Raw genomic sequence first — 15,764 nt, 5'->3', positions numbered from 1 at the left:
CCTCGTGGTCCTGTCCGTCATCGGACTCGCCGCCGTCCTGGTCCTGACGCTCGGCACCGCATTGTTCGTCGCGGCCGAGTTCTCCCTCGTCGCGGCCGACCGGTCCGAGCTCGAGACCGCCAAGCGTGGCGGCGACCGGGCCGCCGGGCGCGCGCTGGCCGCCGTCCGCCGGTTGTCCTTCCAGTTGTCCGGCGCCCAGCTCGGCATCACCATCACGACGCTCGTCGTCGGCTTCCTCGCCGAGCCGTCGATCTCCGACCTGCTCCAGCCCGTGCTGACCGGCGTCGGCCTGCCCGGCGCGGCCGCCGACACCGTGGGCGTGATCGTCGCCCTGATCGTGGCCACGGTGCTGCAGATGGTCGTCGGCGAGCTCGTGCCGAAGAACTGGGCCATCGCCCGCCCGACCCCGGTCGCGCGTCGCGTCGCCGCGCCGATGGGACTGTTCACCGCCGCGTTCCGTCCGCTGATCGCCGCGTGCAACGGGCTCGCCAACGTCGTCGTGCGGCGGCTGGGCATCGAACCGCAGGAGGAGCTGCGCTCGGCGCGCTCGGCCACCGAGCTCGGCAGCCTGGTGCGCACGTCGGCCGAGCAGGGCACGCTGCCCGGCGCGACCGCGCAGCTGCTCGCCCGTTCGCTGACGTTCGGCGACCGGGTGGCCGGCGAGGTGATGACGCCGCGCAACCGCGTCGTCGAGCTCGCCGAGACCTCCTCGGTGACCGCGCTGCTCGACGCCGCCCGCGAATCGGGTCACTCGCGCTTCCCCGTCGTGCGGGTCGTCGACGGGCTCGCCGACATCGACGACGTCGCCGGCGTCGTGCACGTCAAGCAGGCCCTGCTGGTGCCGCCGCAGCAGCGCGACACGACACCCGTCCGCACCCTCGCCTCGACCCTGCCGCAGGTGCCCGAGCAGCTGCGCCTCGGACCGCTGCTGGGGCAGCTGCGGCGATCGGGACTGCAGCTCGTGCTCGTCGTCGACGAGTACGGCGGCACCGCCGGCATCGTCACCCTCGAGGACGTGGTCGAGGAGCTGGTCGGCAACGTGCAGGACGAGTACGACGATCCGACCGACGCCGCCGACCGTCCGCGGACACCGCGGGTCGCCGGCGACGTGCCGGTGTCGTTGTCCGCGCGGCTGCGCATCGACGAGGCGGCCGACGCCGTGCCCGGCTTCGACGCACCGGACGGCCCGTACGACACGCTCGCCGGTCTGCTGCTCGCCCGGCTCGGCCGCCTTGCCGAGCCCGGCGACGCCGTCGAGGTCGACGGCTGGGTGCTCACCGCCACGGAGACCGACGGCAACCGCATCGAGACCGTCACCCTGCGGCCGTCCCCGGACGGCGACGCGTGACCGCGCTCGGCCTCGCCGCCGCGGTGCTGCTGCTGCTCGGCAACGCGTTCTTCGTCGGCGCCGAGTTCGCGTCCGTCAGCGTGCGCCGCGCGCAGATCGAGCCGCTCGCCGAGGCGGGGAGCAGACGGGCCCGCCGCGTGCTCGACGCGCTCGGGCGGGTGTCGATGCTGCTCGCCGGAGCGCAGCTCGGCATCACGCTGTGCTCGCTCGGCCTCGGTGCCGTCGCCGAGCCTGCGGTCGCCGTGATCTTCGAGGACCTGCTGCACCTCGTGCACGTCCCCACCGGCTTCTCGCACCCGATCGCGTTCGCGGTCGCCCTCGCGCTCGTCGTGCTGCTGCACATGGTGCTGGGCGAGATGGTGCCGAAGAACATCGCGCTCGCCAGCTCGGAGCGCGCCGCGATCGTGCTGGTGCCGGCCCTCGACACGTTCGTACGCAGCACTCGCGCCGTCATCGGCAGCCTCAACGCGCTCGCCAACGGGGTGCTGGCGCTGTTCGGCATCCACGCGCAGGACGAACTGAAGTCGGCCTACACGCCCGAGGAACTCGCCGACATCCTCGCCGAGTCGCGCAGCGAGGGATATCTCGACGCCGGTGAGCACCAGCGGCTGACCCGCGCGCTGTCGTTCGGCGAGCGCACCGCCCGCGACGTCGTCATCCCGCTCGACGACGTCGTCACCGTGGCCGCCGACGTCACGCCACCGCAGCTGCAGCACGTCGCTGCCGACACCGGCTTCTCACGCTTCCCGCTGCGCGACGGCGACCGGTTGATCGGGTTCGTGCACGTCAAGGACGCCCTCGTCGGCGGCGGCGCCGACGACGCGCCTCTCGCGCCGCGCTTCCTGCGCCGCATGCCGCAGGTCGACGTGACCACGCCCCTGCCCGACGTGCTCACCGCCCTGCGCCGCGCCCGCAGCCACATGGGAACGGTGGTGGCCGACGGCCGCAGCATCGGCGTCGTCGCCCTCGAGGACGTCGTCGAGCAGGTCGTCGGGTAGGGACTCAGGGCGCCGGCCGCCAGCGCACCGGCACCGACGCCGGCTTGCGGAACACCAGGCCGGTCGCGGCGACCGGCGCCTCGAGCCGCAGTCCCGGCAGCCGGTCGAGCACCGTCTCGAGCGCGACCCGCGTCTCGAGCCGGGCCAGGTCCATGGCGACACAGGCGTGCGGTCCGCGGGCGAAGGCGAGCTGCGACCGCACATTCGCGCGGTCGAACGCAAAATCGTCCGGCCGGTCGAACACGGCCGGGTCGCGATTGGCCGCGGCGACCGACACTCGCACGAGATCGCCCCGGCGGACGGGCGCGCCGAACAGGTCGGCGTCCGCGGTCGCGTACCGGTCGACCACGGCGGCGGCGGGCTCGAGCCGCAGCGACTCCTCGACGGCGACGGGTACGAGCGTCCGGTCGGCGGCGACCTGCGCGGCCCGCGCCGGCTCGGACAGCAGGTGCACGAGCAGGTTCGCGATCATGCCCTCGGTCGTCTCGATGCCGCCGAACATCATGACGGCGGCGTTGCTGACGATCTCGTCCTCGGCGAGCGTGCCGCCGGCGGCGGCGAGCAGCGGCGAGCGTCCCGCCCGCAGACCGGCGCGCACCGCGTCGCCGAGGTCGGCGACGGCAGCCCGCTCGGGACCGTCCGGCTGCTGTCCGGCGCTGAGCGCGGTCACCGCGGCGACGATCGCGGTGTACCAGCGCAGCACCTCCGCGGCGTCGACCTCGAGGCCCAGCGCGTGCGCGACCACGGCCACCGCGAGCGGCCCGGCGAGCGTCGCGCGCAGGTCGGCGTGCCCGTCCGCCTCGACCCGCGCGACGAGATCGGCGGCAAGCGTCCGCGTGACGTCTCCGTAGCGCTGCTCGAGTTCGGCGGCGCGGAACGGCGGTCCGAACGGCGAGCGGTGGCGACGGTGCTCGGGCCCGTCCGTCGACAGCATGCTGGGGCCGACGACCTGGGCGGTGCTGAAGCGCGGGTCGTCGACGGTGAACCGGCCCGCGTCGCGCATCACGGCCAGGGCCGCCGCATGACCGACCACGAGCCACCCGTCGAGCGCGGGCACGTGCACGACCGGGCCGGCCTCGCGGACCCGGGCGAGCGCCGCCGCCGCGCCGGGGCCCGACAGGTCGTCGAGAGACAGGTCTGCCGTGGTCACCCGCCGCACGCTACGACCCGCCCCGGCAGAATCCGTGCGTGCCCTCCGACTGCCCCGGCCCGCCCCGCTTCGTGACCGCTCCCGACGGGGTGCGGCTGGCGTACCGCGAGCTCGGCGACGGGCCGGCCGTGGTGCTGCTGCACGGCTTCTTCTCCAGCGGCGTGGCGGGCTGGCTGAAGCCGGGACACGCGCAGCGACTGGCCGGCGCCGGACGCCGGGTGATCGTGTGCGACCTGCGCGGGCACGGGCGCAGCGACCGTCCGACGGGGCCGGACGCCTACCGTCCGGACGGGCTCGTCGACGACGTGCTCGCGGTGGTCGACGCTCTCGGACTCGAGCGGTTCGCGGCCGCCGGGTACTCGCTCGGCTCGCGCATCGTCGCGCGGCTCATGCTGCGGGGTGCGGCGGTCGAGCGCGCGGTGCTCGGCGGGCAGGGGCTGGCCACGATGTCGTCGGTGCCCGGGCGGTCCCGGGGCGGGTTCCTCGCTCCGCTGCTGCGCGACGACCCACCCCGACCGGACGAGCTCACCACCGCCCAGCGCTGGTTCGTCGCGCAGTGGAACCGTCGCGCGGAGGACGAGCGCGCCGCGTTGCGGCGACTGCTCCTGTCGTCACTGCCCACGCCCGCCGCGCAGCTGCGCGCCATCACCGTCCCGACGCTCGTGGTCACCGGCAGCGAGGACGGCCCGGTCGACGGGCGCGCGCTCGCGTCCGCGTTCGGCAACGGCGTCTTCGCCGAGGTGCCGGGCGACCACATCCGCGCGGCGGGACGCCCGACCTTCGGTGACCAGCTGGTCGGGTTCCTTCAGGCGCGGACGAACTCGTAGTCGTCGGGCTTCACGTCGGCCGCCCGCCGCGCGTACTCGCGCATGTAGCCGGGCCAGTTGGTGACGATGCGGCCCGACTCGTTGCGGTACCAGGAGTCGCACTCGAGCCAGGCCGTGCCGGCGAAGCGGTTCTGCACCTCGCGGTCGGTGGCCGCCTCGACGTCGGGACGCACGTCGAGCGCCGCCCGGCGCTCGTCCGCCAGCTGCACCGCACGGCGCACGTACCCGGCCTGCGCCTCGAGGAAGTGGATGATCGAACCGCCCGAGGTGTTCGTGTTCGGCCCGTACATGACGAACAGCGACGGGAAGCCCGGCACCGACAACCCGAGGTGTGCGTGCGCGCCCTGTTGCCAGGCGTCCTCGATGGTGACGCCGTCCCGGCCGGTCACCCGCATCGGCAGCATGAACGCCGTGGTGCGGAAGCCCGTGCCGTAGATGACGCAGTCGACCTCGTGGACGCGACCGTCGGCGGTGCGCGGCCCGTCCGGCGTCATCTCGACGATGGGGTCGGTCACGACCTCGACGTCGTCGCGCTGCAGCGTCGGCAGCCAGAACGAGCTGAAGAGGATGCGCTTGCAGCCGAAGCGGTAGTCGGGCCAGACCTTGCGCCGCGCCTCCGGGTCGCGCAGCTGCATGCGCATGAACAGGGCCGACCAGAGCCGGCCGAGGCGGCCGGCCGTCCGGGGGTGCCGGATCCAGAACGTCAGCAGCTCGGTGTACTCGAACAGCGCCAGCCGGTACAGCCGCCGCAGCAGCGACGAGCGCCGCAGGACGGCGCCGACCGGGCCGGCGAACGCGTGGTTGCGCCGCGGCAGGAACCAGTTGCCGGTGCGCTGGAAGACGGTGGTGTGCCCGGCCGCCTCCGCCACCGGCGGCACGAACTGCACCGCGCTCGCGCCGGTGCCGATCACGGCGACCCGCTTGCCGGTGAGGTCGTAGTCGTGGTTCCAGCGGGCGGAGTGGAACGCGGTACCGCGGAAGGTGTCGAGGCCGGGCAGCCGCGGCAGCGCGGGCTGGTTCAGCTGGCCCACCGCGAGCACGACCGCGTCCGCCTGCAGGTCGCCGGCGGTGTCGGTGCGGACCGTCCAGGTCGCGGACGTCTCGTTCCACTCGCAGGCGGTCACGCGGACGTTCGTCCGCACGCGCCGGGTGATGTCGTACTTGTCGGCGACCCCGCGCAGGTAGCCGAGGATCTCGGGCTGCGGCGAGCACAGGCGCGACCAGTGGGCCGGCTGCTCGAACGAGTAGCTGTACAGGTGACTGGGCACGTCGCACGCGGCGCCCGGGTAGGTGTTGTGGTGCCAGGTGCCGCCGATGCCGTCGGACGCCTCGAGCAGCGTCACGTCGTCGAAGCCGTGCGACGTCAGCTCTATCGCCGCCGCGATGCCACCGAACCCTGCGCCCACCACCACGATCCGCATCGTCCGAACCTAACGGTACGGAGGCGCCGGCGGCTGCGGCGTTCGTTACCCGAAGCGCAGGTCGGTCGCGCCGCTGCCGACCGCTCCGGCGGCACCGAAGACGGCGGTCCTGAGTTTCGCGTTCAGGGTGCGGGCAGCACTGCGCGTCCAGTCGACGGTGTAGCGGCTGTACTGGCGGCTGGACGGGCTGCCGCCACCGGCCTGCGGATCGCCGACGACGAACACGGTCGAGACCGCGGCGCCGGCGATGCTGCCGGTGACGAGCTTGGTGCGCGAGTCGATCGCCAGCTTGCTGATCACGACCGTGGACGAGCCCCGCACCAGGCGCAGCGTCCCCGTCTCCCTCGCGGCGTACTCGCCGGACGACTCGACGAAGCTGCCGCTCGCGATCGGGAACCGCAGCACCGTCCGCGCGTAGGTCGCGGGCCGGCCGCTGCCGACGCGGACGCCGGCGTTCGCGAACTGCGTCACCGCAGCGGACGTCAGGTCGACGCTCACCGAGCCGCCGGTGACGGCGCGCGGCGCGGCCTCGGCCGTGGGCGAGGCGAGCACGGCACCGCCGGCACAGAGCACGACGGCAGTGGCGGCGACCAGACGGGTGTGCACGGGCACGGCGGACCTCCGGGAGCATCGCGAACCCAGAGCCGCGACTTAACGCAAAACATATATCGCTGTGAGTGACGGCGCACCGTGCTGCGCCGAATTCGCGGCACAGAGCACGAGAAACGCCGACGGACCGTGCGAAATGCGTCCGATCCGGGCATGACTGTGCGGCAGATGTGCACGACGAGCCAGTGGGGGTCACGGCGATGCGGCGTTCGGCGGCGGTCATCGGAACAGCGGTTCTGCTCGGGTCCGGCGCGGTGGCGGCCGGCCCGCCCGCTGCCGCCGCCCCGCGGGAGCCGAAGCAGGCGGTGGCCGTCGGCTCCGGCGGCGCGGTCGCGTCCGCCGACCTCGACGCGAGCCGTGTCGGCATCTCGGTGCTGCGGCGCGGTGGCAACGCGATCGACGCCGCCGTCGCCACCGCGGCGGCGCTCGGGGTCACCGAGCCCTACGTCGCCGGACCGGGCGGCGGCGGGTACATGGTGATCTACCTGGCGAGACAGCACCGCGTCGTGACGATCGACGGACGCGAGACCTGCCCGGCCGGCTGCACGTCGACCCGCTTCGTCGACCCGTCCACCGGGAAACCGCTGCCGTTCGAGCAGGCACGCCGCAGCGGCCTGTCCGTCGGCGTCCCCGGCATGGTCGCGACCTGGGCCAAGGCCACCCGGCTCTACGGACGCGACTCGTTCGCCGCCAATCTGCGTCCGGCCGCCGCACTGGCGCGACGGGGGTTCACCATCGACACGCAGTTCCGGCAGCAGACCGAGGCGTCGCTGCCGGCGCTGCGCTCGTTCACCAGCACCCGCAAGCTCTTCCTGACCGCGTCGGGCGACCCGTTGCCGGCGGGCAGCACGCTGCGCAACCCCGACCTCGCCCGCACGTACGACCAACTCGCGAAGTACGGCCCGTCGTACCTGTACGACGGCGCCCTCGGACGTGACGTCGTCCGCGCCGTCGACAATCCCCCGGTGGCGGCCGGGCAGAGCGAATTCCCGATCCGCAAGGGCGACCTCACTTCGCGCGATCTCGCGCATTATCGAGCACTGTCGCAGGCACCGACCCACGTGACGTACCGCGGCCGCGACATCTACGGCATGGCGCCGTCGTCGTCCGGCGGCATCACGGTGGGCGAGGCGCTGAACATCCTGAAGACGTTCCCGCTCGCGAAGCGGTCGACGGCGGACGTGCTGTTCCGCTACCTCGAGGCGTCCCGGCTCGCGTTCGCCGACCGCAATGCCTACATCGGCGACCGGCGCTACGTCGACGTGCCACAGCGGGGCCTGCTCGACCCGGCGTACGCCCGCACCCGCGCCTGCCTGATCCAGGACAAGGCGCTCGCGTCCCCGGTCGACCCGGGCAACCCGTTCCGGCCCTACGGCGGGTGCGGCTCCACGCGGGCGCAGAAGATGACCGACAACGAGGGCCGCGAGACCAACCACCTGGTCACCGCAGACAAGTGGGGCAACGTCGTCAGCTACACCAACACCATCGAGCAGCTCGGCGGCAGCGGCATCACGGTGCCGGGCCGCGGCTTCCTGCTCAACAACGAGCTGACCGACTTCACCTTCGCGCCGGCGACGCCCGGCGCGTACGACCCGAACCTGCCCGCGGCGGGGAAGCGGCCGCGCTCGAGCATGTCGCCGACGATCGTGCTGCGCAAGGGCAGGCTCGACTTCGCGGTCGGCTCCCCCGGTGGCGCGACGATCATCACGACGGTGCTGCAGATCCTCGTGAACCACATCGACCTCGGCATGTCGTTGCCCGCCGCCATCGCCGCGCCCCGGGTGTCGCAGCGCAACGCCACCGCGAGCGAGGCGGAGCCCGCGTTCTACGACAGCTCGTTGCGCCGCACGCTCGAGTCCCGGTACGGCGAGAAGTTCACCGAGCTGACCGGCTCTCCCCTGCCGCTCAAGTCGTGGATCGGTAACGCGACGGGCCTGCAGGCGCTCGGTGGTGGGCAGTACCTCGCCGCCGCCGAGCCCGTCCGCCAGGGTGGTGGCAGCGCCCTGGTCGTCCGGCCTCGGTAGGCGCGCGGTCGGTGCCCCCGGCGGGCTCGTGACATCGTCGGCCCATGCCTTTGCGTCGCAGCGCCCTCGTCACCGGTGCCGGTTCGGGGATCGGTCTTGCGTCGGCCGTCGCCCTCGCCCGCGCCGGTGTCGACCTCACGCTCGTCGGCCGCCGGACGGACGCGCTGCGCGCGGCCGCCGACGCGATCCCCGGGGTCGAGGTGGCCGTCGCCGCGGGCGACATGGCGTCCCCGGACGATCCCGTCCGCGTCGTCGACGAGCACGTCGAACGCTTCGGCGGCATCGACGGGTTCGTCGCCGCGGCCGGCGCGTGGGAGTCGACCCCGCTCGTCGACATGACCGCCGCCGCCTGGGACGCGACACTCGACGTCCACCTGCGCGGCGCGGTGCTCGGGGCCGGACGGGCGGCGCGCCGCATGACGTCCGCCGGGCACGGCCGCATCGTGCTGGTGTCCTCGGTGAACGGCTCCGCGTCCGAGCCGAACACGTCCGCCTACAGCGCGGCGAAGACCGCGGTCGTGAGCGTCGCCCGGTCCCTGGCCGTCGAGCTCGCCGACTCGGGCGTCACCGCCAACGCCGTCGCGCCCGGGTGGGTCGACACCCCGATGACCCACGACGACCTCGTCGCGTCGTCACCGGACGCACTGCGGCGGCTCAACCCGCAGGCCCGCTTCGGGCGCGCGGACGAGATCGCGGAGGTCGTCCGGTGGCTCGTCCTCGACGCGCCGCTGTTCCTCACCGGGTCGACGCTCGTCGTCGACGGCGGTCAGTTGGCGTCCGCGCCGCTGCCCTGACCTTCGGTTCGGCGCCCTACGCGACAGTGCATCACCTGCCGGGTGACACGCCGCCGGTCGGCCGGGCCGCGCTTCACCGACGACCCGTCAACCGAGTCCGAGCGCCGCACCGACCGCCGTGATCGATTCGGCGGTGATGGGGTCCAGGACGAGCTGCACCTCGTCCGCGCCGGCGTCGGCCAGCTGCTCGAGGTGCCGCGCCAGCGTCGCCAGCGGCACCGGGGCGGGGTCGTCGCCGTGGCCGGTGCCGGTGAGCCGTCCGGTGCCGTCCGGCAGCTGCACCAGCACCGCTGCGCTGGCGGCGACCTCGCCGGGCAGGCGGCCCGCCTGCACCGCTGCCTCCTCGACGCGGTCGCGGACGGCCGCGAAACCCTCGACGGTGTTGCCGTAGTCCGCCCACCAGACGTTCCAGGCATCGACGTGGGGCAGCGTGATGCCGAGCATGCGCGGCCCGATCGACCCCACCATCAGCGGCGGGCCACCCGGCCGCACCGGGCGCGGGTCGAGCACACACTCCGCGACATCGTGGAACTCGCCATGGAAATCGCACCGGCCCTCACGGACGAGCCCGCGCACGATCGTGAACGCCTCCGCGAAACGCGCGACCCGGCGGTCGTAGGGGAAGCCGAAGGCCGCGTACTCCCGCTCGTTCCACCCCGCACCCAGCCCGAGGACGAGCCGTCCGCCGGACACCGCGTCGACGGTGGCCGCGAACTTGGCGAGCATCGCGGGGGCGTGGAAGCCGGTCGAGGCGACCAGCGGCCCGAGCCGCACGCGCTCGGTGACCGCGGCGAGCGCGGCCAGCGACGTCCAGACCTCCCACGGTCCGCGCACGCTGCCGTCCGGCAGCTCGTGCAGCAGGTGGTCGCCGAGCCAGATCGAGTCGAACCCGACGGCCTCGGCCGTCCGCGCCATCGCGACCATCTCCGGCCACGGCACCGGACGCTCCACCTCGGGCAGCTGCACCCCGACGCGGAGGCTGGTCATCAGACGTTGAAGCGGAACTCGACGACGTCGCCGTCGGCCATGACGTAGTCCTTGCCCTCGATGCGGACCTTGCCGCGGGACTTGGCCTCGTTCATCGAGCCGGCGTCGACGAGGTCGTCGAACGAGACGACCTCGGCCTTGATGAAGCCCCGCTCGAAGTCGGTGTGGATGACACCCGCGGCCTGCGGGGCGGTGGCGCCGACCTTGATCGTCCAGGCACGCGACTCCTTGGGACCCGCGGTGAGGAACGTCTGCAGGCCGAGCGTGTCGAAACCGACGCGGGCGAGCTGGTCGATGCCCGATTCGGTCTGGCCCATCGACTGCAGCAGCTCGAGCGCCTCCTCGGCGTCGAGCTCGATGAGCTCGGACTCGGTCTTGGCGTCGAGGAAGATCGCCTCGGCCGGGGCGACGAGCGCGCGCAGCTCGTCGGTGAAGGTCTGGTTGTCCAACTCGTCCGGGTCGACGTTGAAGACGTAGAGGAACGGCTTGGTGGTCATGAGCGTCAGCTCGCGCAGCGGCTCGCGATCGACCTGCGCGGCGTAGAGCGTCCTGCCGGTCTGCAGGATCTCGATCGCGTCCTTGGCCGCAACGAGGACGGATGCGCGGTCCTTGTGCAGGCGCGCGTCCTTCTCCAACCGCGGGATCGCGTTCTCGAGCGTCTGCAGGTCGGCGAGGATCAGCTCGGTGTTGATGGTCTCGATGTCGGCGGCCGGGTCGACCTTGCCGTCGACGTGCACGACGTTCGGGTCGCTGAACGCCCGGATGACCTGGCAGATCGCGTCGGCCTCGCGGATGTTGGCGAGGAACTTGTTGCCCAACCCCTCGCCGGTCGAGGCGCCGCGGACGATGCCGGCGATGTCGACGAAGCTGACGGTCGCGGGGACGACCTTCGCGGAGTCGAAGAGCTTCGCGAGCACGTCGAGCCGGCTGTCGGGCACCCCCACCACGCCGACGTTGGGATCGATCGTCGCGAACGGGTAGTTGGCGGCGAGGACGTCGTTCTTGGTCAGCGCGTTGAACAGCGTCGACTTGCCCACGTTGGGCAGGCCGACGATGCCGATGGTGAGGGACACGGAGCGCCAGTCTACGGACTGCCGGACGGCGCCCCCGGCGCGTCGGACCCCGAAACTGTCGGACCCCGGTGTGAGCATCGAACACATGGACGTCGCAGCAGTTCTCGTCGCGGTGCTGACCCTCGCCGCCGGTCTCGCCCTCGGCCTGCTCCTGGGCCGCTTCCGCGGCGACGCGGCCGCCCGTGACGCGCTCGCACGGGCCGAGGCCGCCGGTCGCGACGCGGTCGCCGCGGTCGAGGCCCGCGGCCGCGAGGCCGTCGCCCGCGCCGAGGCGGACGGCCGCGACGCCGTGGCGTACGCCGAGGCGCAGGGCCGGGAGGCGGTCCGGGCGGCGCAGGCCGAGACCTTCGAGGCCCGCCACGAGGTCGCCCGGCTGACCGCCACGCTCGAGACCGAGCGGCAGGCCGCCCGCGACCGGGCCGAGGCCGAGACGGCTCGGCAGCGGGCCGCCGCCGAGCAGGCCGCCGCTACCGAGGCCCGGCTGCGGGAGGCCTTCGACTCCCTCGCCGGCAAGGCGCTGCAGCAGAACAACAGCGCCTTCGCCGAGCTGGCCGCCGAGAAGCTCACGGCGGCGAAGTCCGACGCCGCGGGCGACCTCGCCCAGCGCCAGATCGCCATCGAGGCCCTCGTCGGCCCGCTGCGCGAGTCGCTGACCAAGGTCGAGCGGCAGCTGCAGTCCGTCGAGCGCGACCGCGCCGGCTCCTACGAGAAGCTGCTCGAACAGGTCGGCACGATGCGCCAGACCTCCGAGCAGTTGCGCACCGAGACGTCCCAGCTCGTGTCCGCCCTGCGGGCCCCGCAGGTGCGCGGCCGGTGGGGTGAGATGCAGCTGCAGCGGGCGGTCGAGGCGGCCGGCATGACCGAGCACGTCGACTTCGTCACCCAGCAGACGGTGACGTCCGCCGACGGGCGGCTGCGCCCCGACATGGTCGTCCGCCTCGCCGGCGGCAAGAACGTCGTCGTCGACTCGAAGGTCGCGTTCGCGGGCTACCTCGAGGCCATGGAGGCCAAGGACGAGGCCACGCGCGACGCCCGGCTCAAGGCGCACGCGCGGCACCTGCGCACCCACATCGACCAGCTCGGCGCGAAGTCCTACTGGGAGCACTTCGCGCCCACGCCCGAGTTCGTCGTGTGCTTCGTGCCCGCCGACACCTTCCTCGACGCGGCGCTGCAGCACGACCCGACGCTGCAGGAGCGCGCGTTCGAGCAGAACGTCGTCCTCGCCACCCCGTCCACGCTGGTCGCGCTGCTGCGCACCGTCGCCTACACCTGGCGGCAGGAGGCGCTGGCCGCCAACGCCGCCCAGGTGCACCAGCTCGGCCGCGAGCTCTACACCCGGTTGTCGACCATGGGCGGGCACATCGACAAGCTCGGCAACTCCCTCACCCGCGCGGTCAGCGAGTACAACAAGACCGTCTCCTCGCTCGAGACCCGCGTGTTCGTCACCGCGCGCAAGATGTCCGAGCTCAAGGTCGTCGAGCACGGCGTCGAGCTCGACCCGCCGCACCAGCTCACCGAGACGACCCGCACCCTGCAGGCTCCCGAGGTCGCCGACCAGCGGCTCGTCGCCCTGCCGAAGCCGGCCCGCGCCGGTGCCGTGAGCGGCCAGGACGAGCTCCCCGTCACCCCCGACGCGCACCGTGCCACGTCGTGATCGAGGGACACCGCGTCCGGAGAACCGGCCCCGATCGGGCGCCCAGCACCTGAGAAACGGGGTGCGCGTCGTGCCGTGACCGGCCCGGCACTGCCGGTACCGTGGCGGCAGAGTTGCGGCCGTCACGGCGCGCTCGCGCCCCGTCCGCCGAACCCCTGGAGCCAGCGTGTCAGGTCCGTCCTCGCGCTCGGCGACGCCCGCCGACGACGGATGGGGTTCCGCCACTACGATCCGATCGGGTACGTCCCGGCAGAACGGGTCCCCCGCACCGCGCGACGGTCGCACCGGCCGGCTCGAGGCCCGCATCACCGGTCACTCCACGACCACCCGGACGCCCGATCGGACGCGTCCCGAACGCGCCCCCGAACGGCCCACCGCCCGCGAGAGCGCGGGCCCCGAGGCCGGGCGCGCCGACGAATCCCCCGCGGCCCGTGCGCAACGGCCCACCCGCGCCCAGAACCGGGAGGCCCGCCGCATCGCGGCGGCCGAGCTCGACGGCGTGCGCGAAGCGATCTCCCGTCCGCACGAGCGCGGCCTGCCCGGCTGGGCGGCGCTGCTGGTGATGCTGGCCATCGCCGTGCTCGGCGGCATCGTCGACACCGTCGATCTGTTCGACATCCAGGGCGGTTTCAACGTCGGCATCGTGGTCGCGTCGGTGGTGGCGATCGTGCTGGTGAAGCGCAGCCACATGTTCCCCGTGGTCATCGCCCCGCCGATCGTCTACACGCTCGGCGCCGGGTTCCAGTACTACGTCAAGGCCAGCGGCAGCAACGCCAACAAGGCGAAGATCGACGCCGCCGCCAACTACCTCGTGTACGGCTTCCCGGCCATCGCCACGGCCTGCGCCGCCGTGCTGATCATCGCCGGCGTCCGGATGATCGTCCGCAAGTAACCGGTCAGCCGGACGTTGCGCGCAACCGCAACTCGCGGCGCAACTCCTGCGGCAGCGCGAACGCCAACCGCTCCTCGGTGTGGCTGACCTCGGTCACCTCGCCGTAGCCGTTCGCGGCCAGCCAGTCGAGCACCTGGCCGACCAGGATCTCGGGCACCGAGGCACCCGAGGACAACCCGACGGTCCCGACGCCCTCGAACCACGCCGGGTCGACCGCGTCGACGTTCTCGACGAGGTGGGCGGCACGCGCACCCGCCGTCAGCGCCACCTCGACCATGCGCACCGAGTTGGACGAGTTCTGCGAGCCCACGACGAGGAACAGGTCGGCCTCGGGCGCGATCGCCTTCACCGCCGCCTGCCGGTTCTGGGTGGCGTAACAGATGTCGTCGGACGGCGGCGACTGCAGGTTCGGGAACTTCTGCTTGAGCGCGTCGACGGTCTGCATGGTCTCGTCGACCGACAGCGTGGTCTGCGACAGCCACACCACCCGATCGGGGTTCCTGACCTCGACGCCGTCGACCGCCTCGGGGCCGTCGACGAGCGTGATCGCCTCGGGCGCCTCGCCGCTGGTGCCCACGACCTCCTCGTGACCCTCGTGGCCGATGAGCAGGATGTCGTAGTCGTCGTCGGCGAAGCGCCGCACCTCGTGGTGCACCTTCGTGACCAGCGGACAGGTGGCGTCGATGGTGCGCAGGTGCCGTTGCGCCGCCTGGGCGTGCACCTCGGGCGCGACCCCGTGGGCGGAGAAGACGACGACGGCACCCTCGGGCACCTCGGCGTTCTCCTCGACGAACACGGCTCCGCGCGCCTCGAGGGCCTTGACGACGTGCAGGTTGTGCACGATCTGGCGGCGGACGTAGACCGGCGCGCCGTAGTGGTCGAGCGCCTGCTCGACCGTCTGCACGGCCCGGTCGACCCCGGCGCAGTAGCCCCGCGGCTTGGCCAGCAGCACCCGTTTCGAGGCGGCCGCGGCGTCGGTGCTGGAGGGCTGGGCCGGCCGTGCCGGCTGGCCGTCCGATGTGGACGTCATGCCCTCGATGGTACGGACGGCGGCGATGCGGCACTGTGGTGGCATGCACCTCCCCGGCCCCGTCCGCGCCGCCGTCGGCCTCGTCGCCTCCGCCTCCTCCGAGCTGCGGAAACTGCCCGACCGCGCCATCGAACTGCCCATGCTCGCGGTGAGCACGGCGCTGCAGATGTCGCTGCGGGCGCAGCAGCGCTACGCCCAGCTTGCGGCGAAGGGTGACGAAGTGCTCAGCCGTGGCCCGGCCGGTGACGAGCCGCCGCCGTGGGCCACGTTCGACGAGCCCGTCCCGGCCGAGGAACTGCACCGCAGCGCCCTCGCCCAGCTCGACAGCCTGCTCGGCGACGCCGGCGAGTCGGAGACCGGCTCGGCCGGTCGCATGTTCGAGGAGCTGTTCGGTGTCGACGACCCGTCCAGGGCCACCGGTGCCGCCGACGCCGCCGGGGCCGCCGACGCCGAACAGAGCGCGGACGACGGTCCCACCGCCACCGTCACCCCGATCAGCGACGCCGAGCGCCCGTCGCGCACGGCGGGCCCGCGCAAGGCCACCCCCCGCAAGGCGACCGCCCGCAAGAGCACTGCGCGCAAGAGCACCGCCGGCAGGACCACCGGCTCGACGTCCGGCGACGACGCCGCGCCCCCCGTCCAAGCCGCCCAGGCCGCCAAGAAGTCCGCCCGCAAGACCGCGAAGAAGGCGACCCGCAAGACCACCGCCCGTTCCCGTGGGGCAGCCGCGACCACCGGCGCCGACACCCACGACAACGGCGTCGCCGACGCCGTGAAGTCCGAACCGGACACCTCGACGGTCTCCGGCACGGCACCCGCCCCGGACACCGACGAGGCGACCGGGCGCGGCAAGTCGGTCAGCCCGCCGCGCGACCGCGCGCCGTCGCGGTTCGACGCCGCCGGGGACGACGACGGCACCGAGTCCGCCGGCGACCCGTCCGACAGCACCGACTGATC

The 15,764-nt window shown here is 73.3% G+C and carries 14 protein-coding genes; 8 read left to right on the top strand and 6 right to left on the bottom strand.

Annotated elements, in window-relative coordinates; translation table 11 throughout:
* The first annotated feature begins 4 nt into the window (after positions 1-4).
* A complete protein-coding gene (locus tag ACYVP9_RS01510; protein ID WP_460602918.1) occupies positions 5-1,348 on the top strand; it encodes a hemolysin family protein in 1,344 nt (447 codons plus the stop codon).
* Positions 1,345-2,346 carry a hemolysin family protein gene (locus tag ACYVP9_RS01505; RefSeq protein ID WP_460602917.1) on the top strand — a complete coding sequence of 334 codons (1,002 nt, stop codon included), beginning with the start codon at positions 1,345-1,347 and terminating at the stop codon, positions 2,344-2,346. Before ACYVP9_RS01510 ends, ACYVP9_RS01505 begins: the two co-directional genes overlap by 4 nt.
* 4 nt (positions 2,347-2,350) lie before the next feature.
* Here ACYVP9_RS01505 and ACYVP9_RS01500 read toward each other — a convergent pair whose 3' ends face one another.
* Positions 2,351-3,496, bottom strand: a complete 1,146-nt coding sequence (locus ACYVP9_RS01500; protein ID WP_460602916.1) for a cytochrome P450 — start codon at positions 3,494-3,496, stop codon at positions 2,351-2,353.
* A 38-nt stretch (positions 3,497-3,534) separates the two neighbouring features.
* Here ACYVP9_RS01500 and ACYVP9_RS01495 point away from each other — a divergent pair, with 38 nt between their 5' ends.
* The gene (locus ACYVP9_RS01495; protein WP_460602915.1) at positions 3,535-4,323 is read left to right on the top strand and encodes an alpha/beta fold hydrolase; all 789 of its coding nucleotides are present in this window, start codon (positions 3,535-3,537) and stop codon (positions 4,321-4,323) included.
* Here the strand turns inward: ACYVP9_RS01495 and ACYVP9_RS01490 are convergent.
* Both ACYVP9_RS01490 and ACYVP9_RS01485 read right to left on the bottom strand, forming a co-directional pair.
* The gene (locus tag ACYVP9_RS01490) at positions 4,302-5,744 is read right to left on the bottom strand and encodes a flavin-containing monooxygenase (protein WP_460602914.1); all 1,443 of its coding nucleotides are present in this window, start codon (positions 5,742-5,744) and stop codon (positions 4,302-4,304) included. The two genes, ACYVP9_RS01495 and ACYVP9_RS01490, sit on opposite strands and share 22 nt — an antisense overlap.
* Before the next feature lie 45 nt (positions 5,745-5,789).
* Positions 5,790-6,356, bottom strand: coding sequence for a hypothetical protein (locus ACYVP9_RS01485; RefSeq protein ID WP_460602913.1), 567 nt, complete (start codon positions 6,354-6,356; stop codon positions 5,790-5,792).
* 197 nt (positions 6,357-6,553) lie between these two features.
* Between ACYVP9_RS01485 and ggt the strand changes: the two genes are divergently transcribed.
* Positions 6,554-8,377, top strand: a complete 1,824-nt coding sequence (ggt, locus tag ACYVP9_RS01480; protein WP_460602912.1) for a gamma-glutamyltransferase family protein — start codon at positions 6,554-6,556, stop codon at positions 8,375-8,377.
* Between the two features lie 44 nt (positions 8,378-8,421).
* Entirely contained in the window at positions 8,422-9,171 is a 750-nt protein-coding gene (locus ACYVP9_RS01475; RefSeq protein ID WP_460602911.1) for an SDR family NAD(P)-dependent oxidoreductase, read from the top strand.
* Positions 9,172-9,258: 87 nt separating this feature from the next.
* Here the strand turns inward: ACYVP9_RS01475 and ACYVP9_RS01470 are convergent, their stop codons facing one another.
* Positions 9,259-10,158, bottom strand: coding sequence for an LLM class oxidoreductase (locus ACYVP9_RS01470; protein WP_460602910.1), 900 nt, complete (start codon positions 10,156-10,158; stop codon positions 9,259-9,261).
* A complete protein-coding gene (ychF, locus tag ACYVP9_RS01465) occupies positions 10,158-11,231 on the bottom strand; it encodes a redox-regulated ATPase YchF (protein ID WP_460602909.1) in 1,074 nt (357 codons plus the stop codon). Before ychF ends, ACYVP9_RS01470 begins: the two co-directional genes overlap by 1 nt.
* A gap of 85 nt (positions 11,232-11,316) precedes the next feature.
* On the opposite strand from ychF, the gene ACYVP9_RS01460 reads away from it, so the two are divergent.
* Both ACYVP9_RS01460 and ACYVP9_RS01455 read left to right on the top strand, forming a co-directional pair.
* Positions 11,317-12,885, top strand: coding sequence for a DNA recombination protein RmuC (locus ACYVP9_RS01460; RefSeq protein ID WP_460602908.1), 1,569 nt, complete (start codon positions 11,317-11,319; stop codon positions 12,883-12,885).
* 166 nt (positions 12,886-13,051) lie between these two features.
* Positions 13,052-13,777 carry a DUF6542 domain-containing protein gene (locus tag ACYVP9_RS01455; protein ID WP_460602907.1) on the top strand — a complete coding sequence of 242 codons (726 nt, stop codon included), beginning with the start codon at positions 13,052-13,054 and terminating at the stop codon, positions 13,775-13,777.
* Between the two features lie 4 nt (positions 13,778-13,781).
* On the opposite strand, the gene ACYVP9_RS01450 is transcribed toward ACYVP9_RS01455, so the two are convergent.
* Positions 13,782-14,807 carry a 4-hydroxy-3-methylbut-2-enyl diphosphate reductase gene (locus tag ACYVP9_RS01450; RefSeq protein ID WP_460602906.1) on the bottom strand — a complete coding sequence of 342 codons (1,026 nt, stop codon included), beginning with the start codon at positions 14,805-14,807 and terminating at the stop codon, positions 13,782-13,784.
* 43 nt (positions 14,808-14,850) lie between these two features.
* Between ACYVP9_RS01450 and ACYVP9_RS01445 the strand changes: the two genes are divergently transcribed.
* Positions 14,851-15,762, top strand: coding sequence for a hypothetical protein (locus ACYVP9_RS01445; protein WP_460602905.1), 912 nt, complete (start codon positions 14,851-14,853; stop codon positions 15,760-15,762).
* Positions 15,763-15,764: the final 2 nt, after the last annotated feature.

The organism is Jatrophihabitans fulvus, from assembly GCF_054781375.1.
This window is presented reverse-complemented; position numbering and strand designations above follow the sequence as displayed.